Origin of the sequence: Mesorhizobium sp. B2-5-7, from assembly GCF_006440875.1 — a bacterium.
GTDB classification, from domain to species: domain Bacteria; phylum Pseudomonadota; class Alphaproteobacteria; order Rhizobiales; family Rhizobiaceae; genus Mesorhizobium; species Mesorhizobium australicum.
This window is the reverse complement of sequence record NZ_VFUO01000009.1, coordinates 118804-132797: the sequence shown is the minus strand read 5'-3', so window position 1 is coordinate 132797 and position 13994 is coordinate 118804. Positions and strand designations below refer to the sequence as shown.

Here is a 13994-nt window from a genome sequence, read left to right as displayed (position 1 = left end):
GTCAGCGCAGCGCCGGCGAGCCAACCGCGCGCTGGCATTGGTTGACCAGCCAATCGCGGAACGCGGCCACGACATCGCGGCTTGCGCTTCGCTCTGGAACCGTCAGGCAATAGGGCTGGCGCAATGCAATCGCGCCGCCGGCCGGCCGGACCAGCCTGCCGTCCTCCACCGCTTCGGCACAATAGACCCCTTGCGCCAGCGCCACCCCCAACCCCGAAATGGCGAGGTCGAGGGCCGCGCGCGATGAATTGGCCGAAAGGCCGCGCCGTGCCGCTCGGCCAGGGTGAGCACCCTCGGCCTCGAACCAGTTGGGCCAGGACGGAAACGATGCGCCTGTCGGCCCCCAGTCGGTGTGGATGAGCGGCAGCCCGGCGAGCGGCTCGCCGCCCGCCTTGGTGATGCCGGCAAGCCCTGGCGCGCAGACGGGATAGACGGCGTCCCTGGCGATCTCCTCGGTCGGGTGCTCGCGATAATGCGGACCATAGGAAAGCCTGATGTCGATCAACTCGCGGTCGAACGACACCGGGTCGTCATCGCCCCGGAGCGATATGTCGGCGGCGCCGTGGCTTGCGACAAAGCCGGCGAGGCGCTGCGAGAGCCAGCCCATGGCCATGGATGGCGGCACCGACACCACCAGGCGCGGGCGGAATACATCGGCGCCCAGTTCGCGCGAGACGCTGCCGATCTCCTGGAAGGCCACGGTCAGCCGAGGCAGCATTTCCACGCCGGCCTCGGTGAGGACAACGCGGCGGTTGATCCGGTGAAACAGCTTGCGTTCCATCTGCACCTCCACGGTGCGGATAAGCTGGCTGACGGCGGCGGCCGAAACCGAAAGCTCTTCCGCCGCCGCGGTAAAGCTGCCCGTGCGCGCCGCGGCCTCGAAAGCCTGAAGTCCTTTCAGGGATGGGGATGTGGCCATGATCGCTAGATAGGTAAGGTAAGCTTATCTAAATCGCAGAAATCGTCGTTTCTGGAAAGCTTTTTCGTCGACTAGAATGGCTTCATCATTCTTCAGCATGGATCGAAGCCGATGGACCATCGCGACATTATCGCCTCATTGACACCGGAAGAGCGCAATCGCCTGACGGCCAAGTCCGATGTTGCGGGCCTGTTCCAGCTCTGCACTCACTTGGGTGCGATTATCTTCATTGGATCACTGATCGCGGCCGAGGTCCCATTCTGGCCGTTGCTGATGCTGCCGCAAGGCATCCTGATCGTGTTCCTGTTCACGCTGCTGCATGAGACGGCGCACCGCACGGCTTTCGAAACACAGTGGCTGAACGACGGCGTGGCGCGGCTGTGCAGCCTGGCCATCGCGCTGCCGGCCGACTGGTTCCGCTACTTCCATTTCGCTCACCACCGGTACACGCAGGATCCCGAAAACGACCCCGAGCTTGCCTCCCCGAAGCCCGAAACCCTGCGGCAATACATTGTCCACGTCTCTGGGCTTCCGGTGTGGTGGGGCCATCTCAAGACACTCTACGCCAATGCGATTGGCGGTAGTCAGGAGAGCTATGTACCGCTGAAAGGCCGACGCAAGGTGCGGGCCGAGGCGCGCGCCATGATTGCCTTCTACGCTGTCCTCATTCTGCTCGCCGTCTATTTCCGGCTCACCGTGCTTTTCTATGTCTGGATCATTCCCGCTCTGCTCGGACAGCCATTCCTGCGCCTCTATCTGCTGGCCGAGCACGGTCGTTGCCCGCTGGTGGCCAACATGCTGGAAAACACCAGGACGACGCTGACCAGCTGGGGGGTGCGCAAGCTCGCCTGGAACATGCCGTTCCATGCCGAGCATCATGCCTATCCCGGCGTTCCGTTTCACCAATTACCGCGGTTTCATGCGCTGATCGAGCGGCATCTGAAGGTGGTCGAGCCCGGCTATGTCAGCTTCCATGAGAAATACCTGGAAACGCTGCGCTGACTTGCGCTGACGCCATCAGCCGGTCTGGCTGCGTGTCGCACGCGACTTCAGCAGGCGCTGGATGTCGGCCGGCTTTGACGGCACGCCGATCAGATAGCCTTGCGCCTCGACACAGCCATTGTCGCGCAGCATGTCGAGTTGCGCCTCCGTCTCGACGCCTTCGGCCGTGACGACGACGCCAAGCTCGGCACCCAGCCCGATGATGGTCCGAACGATGGCCGCCGTGTCGCGGTTGCCCATGTCGCGAATGAATGATCGGTCGATCTTGATCTTGTCGACCGGAAAACGCCTGAGGTAGCCGAGCGAGGAATAGCCGGTGCCGAAATCGTCCAGGGCGATGCGGATGCCGAGCTCACGCAACTGGCGCAGCGTTTTCAGCACGGCCTTGCTTTCGTCCATCAGCACGGTTTCGGTGATCTCCAGCTCCAGCCGTCCAGCCGGAACGCCGGAAAAAGCCAGCGCCGAGATCACCCCGCGGGCAAACCCGTTGCTTTTGAGCTGCACGGCCGAGACATTGACCGCAATGCGTAGGCCGGGTGGCCAGCTTGCGGCCTCTGCGCAGGCTTTCCTCAGCGCCCACTCGCCGAGCGGCACGATCAGCCCGGTCTCTTCGGCGACCGGGATGAAGTCGTCCGGCGCGACAGTGCCACGCCCTGGTGAATGCCAGCGCATCAAGGCTTCCGCGCCGGTGATCTCGCCGGAAGTGATGTTCATGATGGGCTGGAAATGGAGATCGAACTCCTGGCGCGGTAGTGCTGCCTCGAGGTCCACTTCAAGCGCCCTGCGGGCCTGCACGACAGCATCCATTCCGGGCTCGAAGAAGCGATACAGGTTTCGTCCTTCGCTCTTCGCCCGGTAGAGCGCCGTATCCGCGTTTTTCAGCAGCGTGTCGGCGTCCCTGCCGTCGTTGGGGAAAACGGCAATGCCCATGCTGATGCCGACATGCATGTCCCGGCTCTTGTCTCTAAATGGTTTTGCGATTGCTTCGACGATGCGCTTTGCCAGTTTTTCGGCATCGCCAATGCCCTTGAAATGGAACTGCATGACGACGAACTCGTCGCCGCCGAAGCGGGCGACGATGTCCGTTTCGTTGCGGACGCAATGCCGCAGCCTCTCGGCTACGCTTCTCAGCAGCCAGTCGCCTGCGGGGTGTCCCCAGGTGTCGTTGACCGCCTTGAAGCGGTCGAGATCGAGCGAGAAGATCGCCAACGGCTTGGCTGCCGCGTCCTCCAGCGCAAGATCGAGCCGTTCGCGAAACTTCGAGCGGTTGGGCAGTCCGGTCAGCGTGTCGTGATGCGCAAGATGGATCATGCGCTCTTCGGTCCGGCGGCGCTCGGTCACGTCGTCGAAAGTCACCACCCAACCGCCGCCGCTCATCGGCCGGCGTGTGACCAGAACCGTCCTGCCGTCGGTCAGATGCCGGTAGGCCGAATGCGTCTTTGCCGCCGCCAGACAGGCTTCGGTTTTGGCGACTTCGCTGTCGACGTCGATCTTCATGTAGATGCCGAGTTCCAGCAATCGTTCGAGTGCGTTGCGGTGCGTCGTTCCAAGCGGGAAGTCCTCCGCAGTGACGTTATAGAGCTCCAGAAAACGCCTGTTGCGCACAATCATCTTGCCGTCGGCGTCGTACATCAGCAGGCCTTGCGACATGTTGGCGAGTGCCGCGTCGAAACGGCGATGCTGCTCCTTGAGATCCTGCTCGGCGCGCCGCTTTTCGGTGATGTCCTCGTAGATCGAAACCCATCCACCCAGGGCAAGCGGACGGTGCGAGATGTTGATGATGCGGCCGTCAGACAGCGTCTCCTCGTAAGTTGAGGGTTTTGCCTGGTCGATATAGGGCTTGCGGATGGCGTAGAGTTCTTCGGCGCTTTGCGAGGCAACCCCGATATCGACGCTGTGCCGCAGAATGTCGACGAAGCGGATACCTGGCCGTACCACTTTGGCGTCGAGCCGGAAGATGTTGATATAATTGCCGTTGCAGATGATCATGCGCTCGTCGGCGTCGAACATGCACAGGCCATGCGACATGTTTTCGACAGCAGCTGAAAAGCGTTCGTTCTGCTCGCGCAGCTCATCTTGCATGCGGCGCGGGTGTTCCATGCCTCCGGCCGCCCGTTCCGGGACGACCGAACCACCCTTGACATCCACGACGGGCATGAGGCGCCCCTGCGATGCTTGATCGAACACCACACTGTTGACGCTTCCGGTTAATTTAGCGTTTTCTATCCTAGCGCGGACGTCGGAACGTGATGCCGCGACTTCTCGATCGCCGAAAACCGCTTCAGGAACGCATTCTGCGCTGAGGTCACCGAGCGTGGCGCGAAGTCGAAGCGCTCGGCGGAAAAACCGCGCGGCCGGCCGAAGAACTCGGTCGCCTCGGCGGTCGAAAACCCGGCAAGCAGCGTCGCCTCGAAATAGGCGGCGATCTGGTCGGCGCGCTTGATCTCCTTGCGCAGGATGGCACCCGGTTCCGGCGGCAGCGAGAAGCGCAGATGGATGGCGCGCTGCAGGCGCACTTCGCAGTCCTTGTAGCTGCCGCCCATCACCGACTTGAATGGCGAGATCATATCGCCGATGACATATTCGGGCGCATCGTGCAGCAGCGCCGCCAATTGGTCGTCGGCCGAAGCCTTGGGCACCAGCTCGTTGAACAGTGCCTCGACCAGCAGTGAATGCTGGGCAACCGAAAAGGCGTGCTCGCCGCTGGTCTGGCCGTTCCAGCGGGCGACGCGGGCAAGCCCATGGGCGATGTCCGAGATCTCGATGTCGAGCGGCGAAGGGTCGAGAAGGTCGAGCCGGCGGCCGGACAGCATACGCTGCCATGCCCGTGGCGGCGCACCGGCGCGGTCTGCCGCCATCAGGCTTCCTCCGCGCCGGCGATTTCCTGCGGAAAGCTGAATTTGGCCCAACTGGGGATGATGAGCGTCACCGGTACGTCACCCGCCAGGATCGGCTGGCCGGCATCGAGCGCCGCCTTCACCCTGTCGATGCGGGCGATGGCGAGCCCTGTCACGGTAGCACTCGAGCCGAGCGTGCCGACCGGCCGCCCGCCGACGGTTAGCTCGGCACCCGCAGCGGGCAGGGGAAGCCCAGCCTGGACAATCAGCACCCGCCGCCGGGCGGTGCCTCGATGCTGCATGCGCGAGACGACCTCCTGGCCGACATAGCAGCCCTTCTTGAAGCCGACGCCGCCCATTTCGTCGAGCAGCACGTCATGCGGGAACGCATCGCCAAGTGCATAGTCGGCCCCGCTCTCGGCGACGCCGTGGGCAATGCGAAAGGCCTGCCACGCGCCAATGTCGCCAGCGTCCGCGGTGCCGGCATGGAAGCGCGTGACGCCTTCGTCACCAAAGCGCCTGTCGGCAAGCGCGGTTGAATCACTTTCTGAGGCGATTGACTCTTTTCCCCAGGCGACAGTGACAAGTGCCTGTCCCGACTTCGCAATCTCGACCTTGGCGCGAAGCTTGTAGAGCATCAGCCGGCGAATGAAATCGTCTGAAATGTCGGCACGGCATTCGATGCGGAAGGCATTTTCGCCTGCCCGTGAGATCAGGAAGTCGAACAGGATCTTGCCTTGCGGCGTCAAAAGCGCGCCCGGCTTTGCCTCGCCATTGCCAAGCGTATCGAGATCGGTGGTCGCGATGTTCTGCAGAAAATGCTCGGCATCGGGGCCGGAGACGGTGATGAGCGCGCGATCTTTCAGCAGGGCAAAGGGCATGGGGCGGATTAAAAGCCTGATCTTGCAAAACGGTTGGCCATTACGTAAGCCGCTGACACTCCTCCCGCAAGAGAGCATCACCATGACCTACGACCTCATCCTGACAGGCGGCATAGTGGTCAATCATGACGGCGAGGGGCCACGCGACATCGGCGTGAAGGGCGGGCGCATCGCCGCGATCGGCGATCTGCGCCAGGCATCGGCTGGCGAGACGATCGACTGCCGGGGCCTGCATATCCTGCCCGGTGTCGTCGACAGCCAGGTGCATTTCCGTGAGCCGGGACTGGAACACAAGGAAGACCTGGAAACGGGTTCGCGGGCCGCGGTGCTGGGCGGTGTCACCGCCGTGTTCGAAATGCCCAACACCAATCCGCTGACCACCAGCGAGGCAACGCTTGCCGACAAGGTCCGGCGCGGCAGCGGCCGCATGCATTGCGATTTTGCTTTCTGGGTTGGCGGTACCCGCGACAACGCCAGGGACGTCGGCGAGCTCGAACGTTTGCCGGGGGCTGCGGGAATAAAGGTCTTCATGGGATCGTCCACCGGTGACCTGCTGGTCGAGGACGATGAAGGCGTCGCCTCGATCCTGAGGAATACCCGCCGTCGCGCCGCTTTTCATTCGGAAGACGAGTTCCGGCTGCGCGAGCGCCTGGACGAGCGCGTCGAGGGCGATCCGTCATCGCATCCGGTCTGGCGTGACGAGATCGCCGCCTTGCGCTGCACCGAGCGGCTGGTGCGCATCGCGCGCGCCGTTCGTGCCCGCATCCATGTCCTGCACATCTCGACCGCCGAGGAGATCCTGTTCCTCGAACAGCACAAGGATGTTGCGACCTGTGAAGCCACGCCGCACCATCTGACGCTGAGCGCCGACGACTATGCGCGGCTTGGCACGCTGATCCAGATGAACCCGCCGGTGCGGGACAAACGCCATCGCGACGGCGTCTGGCATGGCATAGCGCAAGGCATCGTCGACGTGCTCGGCTCCGACCACGCGCCGCACACGCTGGCCGAGAAGGCAAAACCCTATCCGGCCTCGCCCTCGGGTATGACCGGCGTGCAGACGCTGGTGCCGATCATGCTCGACCATGTCAACGCCGGCCGGCTGACCCTGCAGCGCTTCGTCGATCTCTCCAGCCATGGCCCGCAGCGCATCTTCGGCATGGCCAGAAAAGGCCGCATCGCCGCCGGCTATGACGCCGACTTCACCATTGTCGACATGAAGCGGCGCGAGACCATCACCAACGCGCAAGCCGGCTCGAAAGCCGGCTGGACCCCCTATGACGGCAAGCAGGTCACGGGATGGCCGGTCGGCACGATCATTCGCGGTCAGCGCATTATGTGGGACGGCGAAATCGCGACGCCAGGCCAGGGGACGGCGGTGGAGTTTTCCGAGGCGCTGCCGGGTTAGCCACCTGTGGCTGTGCGTCACGTCTTTGATTTTTAAGCGTTCCGCATTATGTTCAAGGCATCATGCGGACACATGTCGCGCCTATGATTGACCCCGTCGAGTTTCCAGAGCTGCAAGCGCTCCTGTGGAATCGCGATGTCGCGCGACTGATCCCGGCCAACGAAGCATTTGCGTTGTACGAGCGCAATTGGCGCTTTGTCGATCAGACACGGCTTACGACGCGCGAGAAATTGCTTATCCAGAACTCGCCAGGGAATTCGGTCACGGTATCCTTCTGACTGCCGGCTGAATTGTCCTCCCGTGGTGTTTTTCGCCTCGTATCTGCAACATCAAACCGGACACGTCGCGTGCGCTAGCGGTGCTATTTCGGTTCTTCGAAACGAAAGCATTCGCATTTGGCCGGATGCCGACGTCAGTGCAAAACCTGCCGGCCCGCTCAAATAGCAACATCGTCCACGATGCTGTTCGCATCCTGGCGCAACCAGGGGGGCCTTCAGTCGCCGGCGACGAAGAAGGTCCATTGCCCGGCTGGCGTGATGCCGACGCGATAGAAGATGTAGGCTCCGAACTGCTTCATGTCGTCGAAATCGCCGGCGGTAACGATCTTGAACAGCTCGACCCGTTGCTTGGCGTCGAGCTTGTCCAGCGGCAGCGCGAAGAAATACGGCCAGACATAGAGGTCCTGTGGCGTGCCTGCGTCGACATGGACGTAGCCTGCGGAAAGCACCTCCTCCAGAATGGCCAGGATCTCCTGGCCGTCAGGGTCGCCGGACAGCCCTTTGAGGAAGGTGATGGCGTCGCCGTCGATGTCGGCCAGCGACAGCTGGGTCATGCTGTCGCCCTTGCCGATCAAAGGCCTGAGCTTCTCGATGTCACCGCTCTTGCAGGCCTCGATGATCAAGTCATGCATGCGCCGCACGGGCTCGGGCAGCTTGCCGAGATCATAGACGACTTCCGGCAGAGGTGCCTCGGGATCGACACGCGGCCTGTTGCTGCCGCCATCCGATGGGCTGTCCGGCTCAGCGGCGTCGGGAGCGGCCGGCTGGCTTGTCGAAGGCGGCGTTCCCACCGGGTCAGGCATGGGAATCGTGCTTCCGGGCGGCGAAACATCGTCGTCCGACGGTGTGGCTGGAGCGGGGAGCTCTTCGCGTTTGATCTCGCTCAGCGCATGAGCCGGACTGCTGGCCAGGCAAGTCGTGAAGGTAACCGCGGCACAGCAAGCAGCGAGGCGGATGTAGAGGCCCAAGCCCTTCGGCTTGCCTGACATCGGAAAATTCACTGCCCGTATCTCCCTACTTCCGGGCATGACGCCCGAACGGCATTCGATCGTCAGAGAACCTGATATCGGTTCAGTGCCGCAGCCGCTCAGGTTCGAAGGCGCCTGCGATCACCTTCTCGCGCATGCGGTCGAGCAGGGCAAGGGCCGAGGTTTCGCCGTTGGCGCGCAACATTTCACCGAATGCCGTCTCAAGGGCCGCCTCGGCGATGATTTCTGGCTCAATGCCGGCCGAGAGGCCTTCCGCCCAGGCTTCGCTGTGGCTCTCAACCGCCGTCAGGCGCTTCTCTTCCCTGACCAGCGCGTCGATGTCGTTGGCAGCATGTTCCATAAGCGATGTCCACCCTTCCAAGCGGCAACCCATCAGTGTGGATCAGGCTTGATCTGTTCCATTCATAGGCAGCTTCAAGTAAGTATCTGTAAATACGACATTTTTTTGATCGTCATTTACAGGGGCCAAGTGTGTTTGGCGAAGCTGCGTTTCAACCCGGATCAAACTTAGCCGATTAGGCTGGCCTGCGGGGCGAAAACCTTCAGTTTGAGTTAATTGCGCCTTCGCGTGATAACGTTTGATTAACGCTGTTGCAGAAGTGCAACATCAGAATTGCACCAGAATGTGGGCGGCCACAAGCCGGATATATCGAGATCCCTGGCGGCGGGCCTGATATCTGTTGATGAATGCTCAGTTGCCATACCGCGAGGCGATATCGCGCGACAGCGTCTCGCCTTCTTTCATGTAACGGCTGATGGCTTCAGTGGCCGAAGCGGTGCACTGGGTGTAAGTGCCACCGAAGGAACGGTAGCCGCGATTGAAGCTGGCGATGAAGCGGGCGCGGCGCTCTGGGTCCGGGTTTTCCGAATCGAGCAGTTTTTCCATCTCGCCACGCCACTGGTCGCCCTTCTCCCCGCACAGATTGCGCAGGAAATGCAGCGACCCAAGAACTTCCGCCAATCGCATCAGCCCCGGCTCGAACGGCGACTCGGCACTGAAGGCAGGCCGCGCCGGGACGACCGCGCTGACGGCAAGGCAAATGGCAAGGAGCACTGACGGACGGTTCATAAACCTTCTCTGCCTGACGGCTTAGGCCTTGTGGTCTGCCTGATGGCCTGAGACGTCGTGGCTGGCGAGACAACATAAGCCTTGTGACGAAACAATTTGTCGCCTGCAAGGCGGTTTTTCAGTGCTGCGTCAGCGGGCTTGAACGGGACCGAGGAGTTCCTCGGCGACCGCGAACACCGAGCCGGCGAGCGGCAGCAGGGTCATCTCCTTGAGTGTATAGAAGGCGGCTGTCTCGGCGTCGTCGCTGGCCTCGGCCTCGCCACCGGCATAGATGGCGCCGAAGACCGTGAGGAGATAATCGACCGGGTGGCTGTCTTGCCTGCCGTCGATGTGGATTTCCCGAAGCGGGCGAAAGCCGGCGGCGCGCAAGCCGGTCTCTTCCATCAGTTCACGCCGTGCCGCGTCCTCCAGCGTCTCGCCGGCTTCGACCTTACCGCCGGGAAAGGCGTAGAGCCCTTGCGAGGGCGAACGCGCCCGCTTGACCAAGAGTACGGTGTCGCCGCGCACGACGGCTACGGAAACGGCCGGAAGTACCTTGCGTGCTGTGTCCATCGATCCTTGATCAACTCATTTGAGACAGGTCTTTTGTGGACCGAAAGCATGGGCAAGCTTTAGCGGTTGCGCAACGCCGGTTCGATCGCCACTTTCAACACCGAACTATTCGAAAGACACAATCGATCATGTGCGGACGTTTTGCCTTGACCGCCACGCCGGACCAGACCGCTGCCTTGCTGGGCCTTGCGGAGCTGGAGGATTTCCCGGCCCGCTACAACATCGCACCGACACAGCCGGTCCTGATGGTGACCGCTGGCGTGCCGCGAGCCCCAGGCTCCAATCTGCCGGACCGACAGCCGATGCTGGTGCGCTGGGGCCTGATCCCAGCTTGGGTGAAGGACACCAGGGAGTTTCCGCTGCTGTTCAACGCGCGCTCCGAAGGTGCGATCGAGAAGGCCTCGTTCAAGGCCGCCATGCGCCATCGCCGCGCGCTGGTGCCGGCGTCCGGTTTCTACGAATGGCGGCAGACCGGAGGCAAGAAGGGGCAACCCTATTGGATCCGGCCCAGGCATGGCGGGTTGATCGCCTTTGCAGGTCTGATCGAAACCTATGCCGAGCCCGGTGGCTCGGAGATGGACACCGGCGCTATCCTGACCGTCAACGCCAACGCCGATATCGCCCATATCCATGACCGCATGCCGGTGGTGGTCGATATTTCTGACTTTGCCCGTTGGCTGGATTGCCGCACGCTCGAACCGCGCGATGTCGTCGATTTGCTGCGGCCGGCGCAGCCCGATTTCTTCGAGGCGATCCCTGTCTCCGACCTCGTCAACAAGGTTGCCAACACTGGACCGGAGATTCAAGAGAGGGGCGAAATCGGGCCGGAACCCGAGAAGGTCAGGCGCCAGAAACCTGGCGCGGACGACAGTCAGATGACGCTGTTCTAGCGAAGCCGGTCGAAGTCTAAGTTCAGGACGCCTGTTCTCGCCCTCATCGTCGGCGATTGCGCCAGCCGCGTCATCTCAGGCAGCGCGAGGCGACACGATCTTCTGCGCCGGCTTCTTCTTCTTGGCGGTATGAAGAAGGGCGGCGACGATGGCGGCCGGGCCGATTGCGCGATAGTGGTTGGCCAGCGCCGGTTGCTTGGCGCGGTTGGCTTCCTGCTTGCTTCGAGGCATGTTTCTCTTCCCTGGTAACATTTCCGTGTCTGCGTTTGCTGGTTGATTCCGACCAAATCGTGACGCGTGGTGATCTAGCCGGCGAATGTTTCATGACTGTGCCGACATGTTTAATAAAATGTTTCACTGACTGATTCCGCATGACCGGGCGATGCGTTTGCCAGCCCTCGCTACCTTTTTCCCGGAATCCGCGACTTGACGGCAACACTGGTCAGGGCGATAAAGCCGCCGATGAAAACGTCTTTCGCCATTTGTGGCATTTGCATTATTGGCTAGCCTCGCGCTGGTCCGGACGTTTTCGCCTCATCTTCCCCAGATTGGACAAACGCCCCGGCCAGCAGGCTGGAACCTGATTTGCGCCTTGGCGCTGGGCTGGCTCCATCCAGACAAGAAGTTCTGAACGGGAAGCATGGAATGTCTGACGCATCAAAGGGCCTGCGCCTCTACAACACGCTGACGCGCACGAAAGAGGGCTTCGTGCCGATCGATCCGCTTGACGTGCGCATGTATGTCTGCGGCCCGACCGTTTACGATTTCGCCCATATCGGCAACGCCAGGCCGGTGATCGTGTTCGACGTGCTGTTCCGCTTATTGCGCCACCTCTACGGCGAGACGCACGTGACCTATGTGCGCAACATCACCGACGTCGACGACAAGATCAACGCGAGGGCGCTGCGCGATTTCGGCGGCGAGATCGCTTCGGGAACCCTTTCGCTCAACGAAGCGATCCGACGGGTGACCGAAAAAACGGCCGACCAGTTCCACAGGGATGTCGCCACGCTTGGCTGCCTGGAGCCGACGGTCGAACCGCGCGCCACCGCATTCGTCGAACCCCGCGCCGACGGCAAGGCTGATATGATCACCTTGATTAAAAGCCTGATCGAACGCGGCCATGCCTATGTCGCGGCAGGCGAAGTTCTGTTCGATACGGCCTCGATGCCGGACTATGGTCAATTGTCGAAGCGCAATCTCGACGAGCAGCAGGCCGGTGCCCGCATCGCCGTCGAGGCCCACAAGAGGAACCCCGGCGATTTTGTGCTGTGGAAACTGTCATCGCCGGAAGAGCCCGGCTGGCAAAGTCCATGGGGCAGGGGCCGGCCCGGCTGGCATATCGAATGCTCGGCCATGTCGGCCGCCTATCTCGGCGAGGTCTTCGACATCCATGGCGGCGGCCTCGATCTGATCTTCCCGCATCATGAGAACGAGATCGCCCAGTCGCGCTGCGCCCACGGCACCGATGTCATGGCCAATGTGTGGATGCACAATGGTTTCCTGCAGGTCGAGGGCCAGAAAATGTCGAAGAGCCTCGGCAATTTCTATTCGATCCACGAATTGCTCGAGACCGAGACCTTCGGCGGCCGCAGATGGCCTGGCGAGGTGCTGCGGCTGGCGATGCTGATGACGCACTACCGCGAGCCGATCGACTTTTCCGTGCGCAAGCTTGAGGAGGCGGAGAACACGCTACGCAAATGGAAACGCGCGTCGGACCTGGCGCCGGCTGCGGGAAGCCAGGTGCCGGCGGAAGTCGTGGAGGCGCTGTCGGATGATCTTGCGACCTACGCGGCCTTCCAGCAACTGACCCAGCTTGCCGGTGAGGCAACCGACTTCAGCGGCGCTGGCGAGAATGGCGCCGCGGCTTCCTTGAAAACCTCGCTCGCGTTCCTCGGTTTCGACGTCGGCGCGGCCAAGGTCGACGAGGCCGCGATTGCGGAAACCATCGCCAGGCGCCTGCAGTTCATCGCCGCCAAGAACTGGGCCGAGGCCGACCGCATCCGCGATGAACTCCTGGCGCAAGGCGTGCAGTTGAAGGATGGCAAGGATCCGGTCACCGGCGAGCGCGTGACGACGTGGGAGGTGAAGCGGTGAGGGTGGCGCCAGGCGCCTTTGCGGTTTTGGCGGGGGCGCCGGTGACAGCCGATCTCCCCCCTTGCGGGGGAGATGTCCGGCAGGACAGAGGGGGGTGTGACGGAACACCGGCGTTTCCGTTTGTTCACCCTCGCCGCAAACATTTATTGAGAAGGCAGTGGTCGCAAGCTGATAGATCGGCGGGACAGCACCCCCCTCTGCCCTGCCGGGCATCTCCCCCGCAAGGGGGGAGATCAGCTCTCGTCGCCGATTTCGCTAATTGCTGGCGAAGGGGTGTTTGATGGGGCACGATCTCGTTCCGTCCCGTCAACGCAAGAATGCAAAATCCATGCGGCGCGTCATGACCGATGCCGAGCTGAAGCTTTGGAATGAGTTGCGTGCTCACCGGCTGATGGGAATGAGCTTTCGGCGGCAGGTGCTGATTGGGCCTTATATCGTTGACTTTGCTTGCTCGGCTCATCGCTTGATAGTCGAAGTTGACGGCAGCCAGCATGCCGACGCGGAACATTCAAAACGCGATCAGGCAAGAAGCGCTTATCTGAGCGCCAGCGGTTGGACCATCCTGCGCTTCTGGAATGACGACGTGATCCGCGATATCGACAATGTCTGCCAGCACATCGTTATCGCGGCCGGTCTGGCCGGCGCCAACGTGCCGGAACCAGCAACGGAGGAGCTCGTTTCATGATCGACCATCTCGGCATCACCGTTTCCGATTTCGATGCCTCCAAGGCTTTCTACGACAAGGCGATGGCGCCGCTGGGTGGCTCGCTGCTTTATATGGTGCCGCAGGAATACACTGGTGGCGCCAAGGTCGGCGGCTATGGCCGCGACCGGCCGGTGTTCTGGTTGAGCGCGGCCAGGGAAAAGCCCCGAGATCATCAGCACGTCGCCTTCACCGCGCGCAGCCGCGCCGAGGTCGACGCCTTCCACGCCGCCGCCCTTGCAGCCGGCGGCAAGGACAATGGCGGACCGGGCCTGCGTCCGCACTATCACCCCAACTATTACGGCGCCTTCGTCCTCGATCCCGACGGCAACAATGTCGAGGCGGTCTGCCATGATCCGGAGTGAAAAC

15 protein-coding genes and 1 pseudogene are annotated in these 13994 nt (G+C 62.2%); 7 read left to right on the top strand and 9 right to left on the bottom strand.

Translation table 11 applies throughout. The features are described 5' to 3' along the window. Position 1: 1 nt before the first annotated feature. Positions 2-919: a LysR substrate-binding domain-containing protein gene (locus FJ543_RS29330; RefSeq protein ID WP_140878631.1), complete on the bottom strand. Its 918-nt coding sequence runs from the start codon at positions 917-919 to the stop codon at positions 2-4. A 111-nt stretch (positions 920-1030) separates the two neighbouring features. On the opposite strand from FJ543_RS29330, the gene FJ543_RS29325 reads away from it, so the two are divergent. Further along, positions 1031-1921 (top strand): fatty acid desaturase family protein, encoded by an 891-nt coding sequence (locus FJ543_RS29325; protein ID WP_015318563.1) that lies wholly within the window; start codon positions 1031-1033, stop codon positions 1919-1921. A 15-nt stretch (positions 1922-1936) separates the two neighbouring features. Here the strand turns inward: FJ543_RS29325 and FJ543_RS29320 are convergent, their stop codons facing one another. The 3 genes from FJ543_RS29320 to FJ543_RS29310 form a co-directional block, all read right to left on the bottom strand. Then, positions 1937-4078, bottom strand: coding sequence for an EAL domain-containing protein (locus FJ543_RS29320; RefSeq protein ID WP_140878630.1), 2142 nt, complete (start codon positions 4076-4078; stop codon positions 1937-1939). Positions 4079-4143: 65 nt separating this feature from the next. Further along, on the bottom strand, positions 4144-4779 hold the full coding sequence (locus FJ543_RS29315; RefSeq protein ID WP_015318561.1) for an HD family hydrolase: 636 nt from the start codon (positions 4777-4779) through the stop codon (positions 4144-4146). Further along, the gene (locus FJ543_RS29310; RefSeq protein WP_140878629.1) at positions 4779-5639 is read right to left on the bottom strand and encodes a folate-binding protein YgfZ; all 861 of its coding nucleotides are present in this window, start codon (positions 5637-5639) and stop codon (positions 4779-4781) included. Before FJ543_RS29310 ends, FJ543_RS29315 begins: the two co-directional genes overlap by 1 nt. 76 nt (positions 5640-5715) lie before the next feature. On the opposite strand from FJ543_RS29310, the gene FJ543_RS29305 reads away from it, so the two are divergent. Together FJ543_RS29305 and FJ543_RS29300 are read left to right on the top strand one after the other, a co-directional pair. Then, positions 5716-7047: a dihydroorotase gene (locus tag FJ543_RS29305; protein WP_181173086.1), complete on the top strand. Its 1332-nt coding sequence runs from the start codon at positions 5716-5718 to the stop codon at positions 7045-7047. A gap of 62 nt (positions 7048-7109) precedes the next feature. Next, positions 7110-7336, top strand: a pseudogene (locus tag FJ543_RS29300) (hypothetical protein). A 204-nt stretch (positions 7337-7540) separates the two neighbouring features. On the opposite strand, the gene FJ543_RS29295 reads toward FJ543_RS29300, so the two are convergent. The 4 genes from FJ543_RS29295 to FJ543_RS29280 all read right to left on the bottom strand — a co-directional run bounded on the left by FJ543_RS29295 (position 7541) and on the right by FJ543_RS29280 (position 9935). Beyond that, the gene (locus FJ543_RS29295) at positions 7541-8326 is read right to left on the bottom strand and encodes a hypothetical protein (RefSeq protein ID WP_015318557.1); all 786 of its coding nucleotides are present in this window, start codon (positions 8324-8326) and stop codon (positions 7541-7543) included. A 70-nt stretch (positions 8327-8396) separates the two neighbouring features. Further along, positions 8397-8654 carry a hypothetical protein gene (locus FJ543_RS29290; RefSeq protein ID WP_015318556.1) on the bottom strand — a complete coding sequence of 86 codons (258 nt, stop codon included), beginning with the start codon at positions 8652-8654 and terminating at the stop codon, positions 8397-8399. A 351-nt stretch (positions 8655-9005) separates the two neighbouring features. Continuing rightward, on the bottom strand, positions 9006-9383 hold the full coding sequence (locus FJ543_RS29285) for a TIGR02301 family protein (RefSeq protein ID WP_140718306.1): 378 nt from the start codon (positions 9381-9383) through the stop codon (positions 9006-9008). A gap of 129 nt (positions 9384-9512) precedes the next feature. Beyond that, positions 9513-9935 (bottom strand): NUDIX domain-containing protein, encoded by a 423-nt coding sequence (locus tag FJ543_RS29280; protein ID WP_140823755.1) that lies wholly within the window; start codon positions 9933-9935, stop codon positions 9513-9515. A gap of 128 nt (positions 9936-10063) precedes the next feature. On the opposite strand from FJ543_RS29280, the gene FJ543_RS29275 reads away from it, so the two are divergent. Next, entirely contained in the window at positions 10064-10825 is a 762-nt protein-coding gene (locus FJ543_RS29275) for an SOS response-associated peptidase (RefSeq protein WP_140663063.1), read from the top strand. 75 nt (positions 10826-10900) lie between these two features. Here the strand turns inward: FJ543_RS29275 and FJ543_RS29270 are convergent, their stop codons facing one another. Then, on the bottom strand, positions 10901-11056 hold the full coding sequence (locus tag FJ543_RS29270) for a hypothetical protein (protein WP_015318552.1): 156 nt from the start codon (positions 11054-11056) through the stop codon (positions 10901-10903). Between the two features lie 414 nt (positions 11057-11470). Here FJ543_RS29270 and cysS point away from each other — a divergent pair, with 414 nt between their 5' ends. The 3 genes from cysS to FJ543_RS29255 all read left to right on the top strand — a co-directional run bounded on the left by cysS (position 11471) and on the right by FJ543_RS29255 (position 13990). After that, positions 11471-12922, top strand: coding sequence for a cysteine--tRNA ligase (gene cysS / locus FJ543_RS29265; RefSeq protein WP_140878627.1), 1452 nt, complete (start codon positions 11471-11473; stop codon positions 12920-12922). Positions 12923-13202: 280 nt separating this feature from the next. After that, positions 13203-13607, top strand: a complete 405-nt coding sequence (locus FJ543_RS29260; protein WP_015318549.1) for an endonuclease domain-containing protein — start codon at positions 13203-13205, stop codon at positions 13605-13607. Next, on the top strand, positions 13604-13990 hold the full coding sequence (locus tag FJ543_RS29255; RefSeq protein ID WP_015318548.1) for a VOC family protein: 387 nt from the start codon (positions 13604-13606) through the stop codon (positions 13988-13990). The genes FJ543_RS29260 and FJ543_RS29255 overlap by 4 nt, the downstream gene beginning before the upstream one ends. Positions 13991-13994: the final 4 nt, after the last annotated feature.

What these genes read in the sequence shown, in the direction of transcription:
- FJ543_RS29330 (WP_140878631.1), bottom strand. Translation starts at nt 919, where the DNA reads ATGGCCACATCCCCATCCCTGAAAGGACTTCAGGCTTTCGAGGCCGCG.
- FJ543_RS29325 (WP_015318563.1), top strand. Translation starts at nt 1,031, where the DNA reads ATGGACCATCGCGACATTATCGCCTCATTGACACCGGAAGAGCGCAAT.
- FJ543_RS29320 (WP_140878630.1), bottom strand. Translation starts at nt 4,078, where the DNA reads ATGCCCGTCGTGGATGTCAAGGGTGGTTCGGTCGTCCCGGAACGGGCG.
- FJ543_RS29315 (WP_015318561.1), bottom strand. Translation starts at nt 4,779, where the DNA reads ATGGCGGCAGACCGCGCCGGTGCGCCGCCACGGGCATGGCAGCGTATG.
- FJ543_RS29310 (WP_140878629.1), bottom strand. Translation starts at nt 5,639, where the DNA reads ATGCCCTTTGCCCTGCTGAAAGATCGCGCGCTCATCACCGTCTCCGGC.
- FJ543_RS29290 (WP_015318556.1), bottom strand. Translation starts at nt 8,654, where the DNA reads ATGGAACATGCTGCCAACGACATCGACGCGCTGGTCAGGGAAGAGAAG.
- FJ543_RS29285 (WP_140718306.1), bottom strand. Translation starts at nt 9,383, where the DNA reads ATGAACCGTCCGTCAGTGCTCCTTGCCATTTGCCTTGCCGTCAGCGCG.
- FJ543_RS29280 (WP_140823755.1), bottom strand. Translation starts at nt 9,935, where the DNA reads ATGGACACAGCACGCAAGGTACTTCCGGCCGTTTCCGTAGCCGTCGTG.
- FJ543_RS29275 (WP_140663063.1), top strand. Translation starts at nt 10,064, where the DNA reads ATGTGCGGACGTTTTGCCTTGACCGCCACGCCGGACCAGACCGCTGCC.
- FJ543_RS29270 (WP_015318552.1), bottom strand. Translation starts at nt 11,056, where the DNA reads ATGCCTCGAAGCAAGCAGGAAGCCAACCGCGCCAAGCAACCGGCGCTG.
- cysS (WP_140878627.1), top strand. Translation starts at nt 11,471, where the DNA reads ATGTCTGACGCATCAAAGGGCCTGCGCCTCTACAACACGCTGACGCGC.
- FJ543_RS29260 (WP_015318549.1), top strand. Translation starts at nt 13,203, where the DNA reads ATGGGGCACGATCTCGTTCCGTCCCGTCAACGCAAGAATGCAAAATCC.
- FJ543_RS29255 (WP_015318548.1), top strand. Translation starts at nt 13,604, where the DNA reads ATGATCGACCATCTCGGCATCACCGTTTCCGATTTCGATGCCTCCAAG.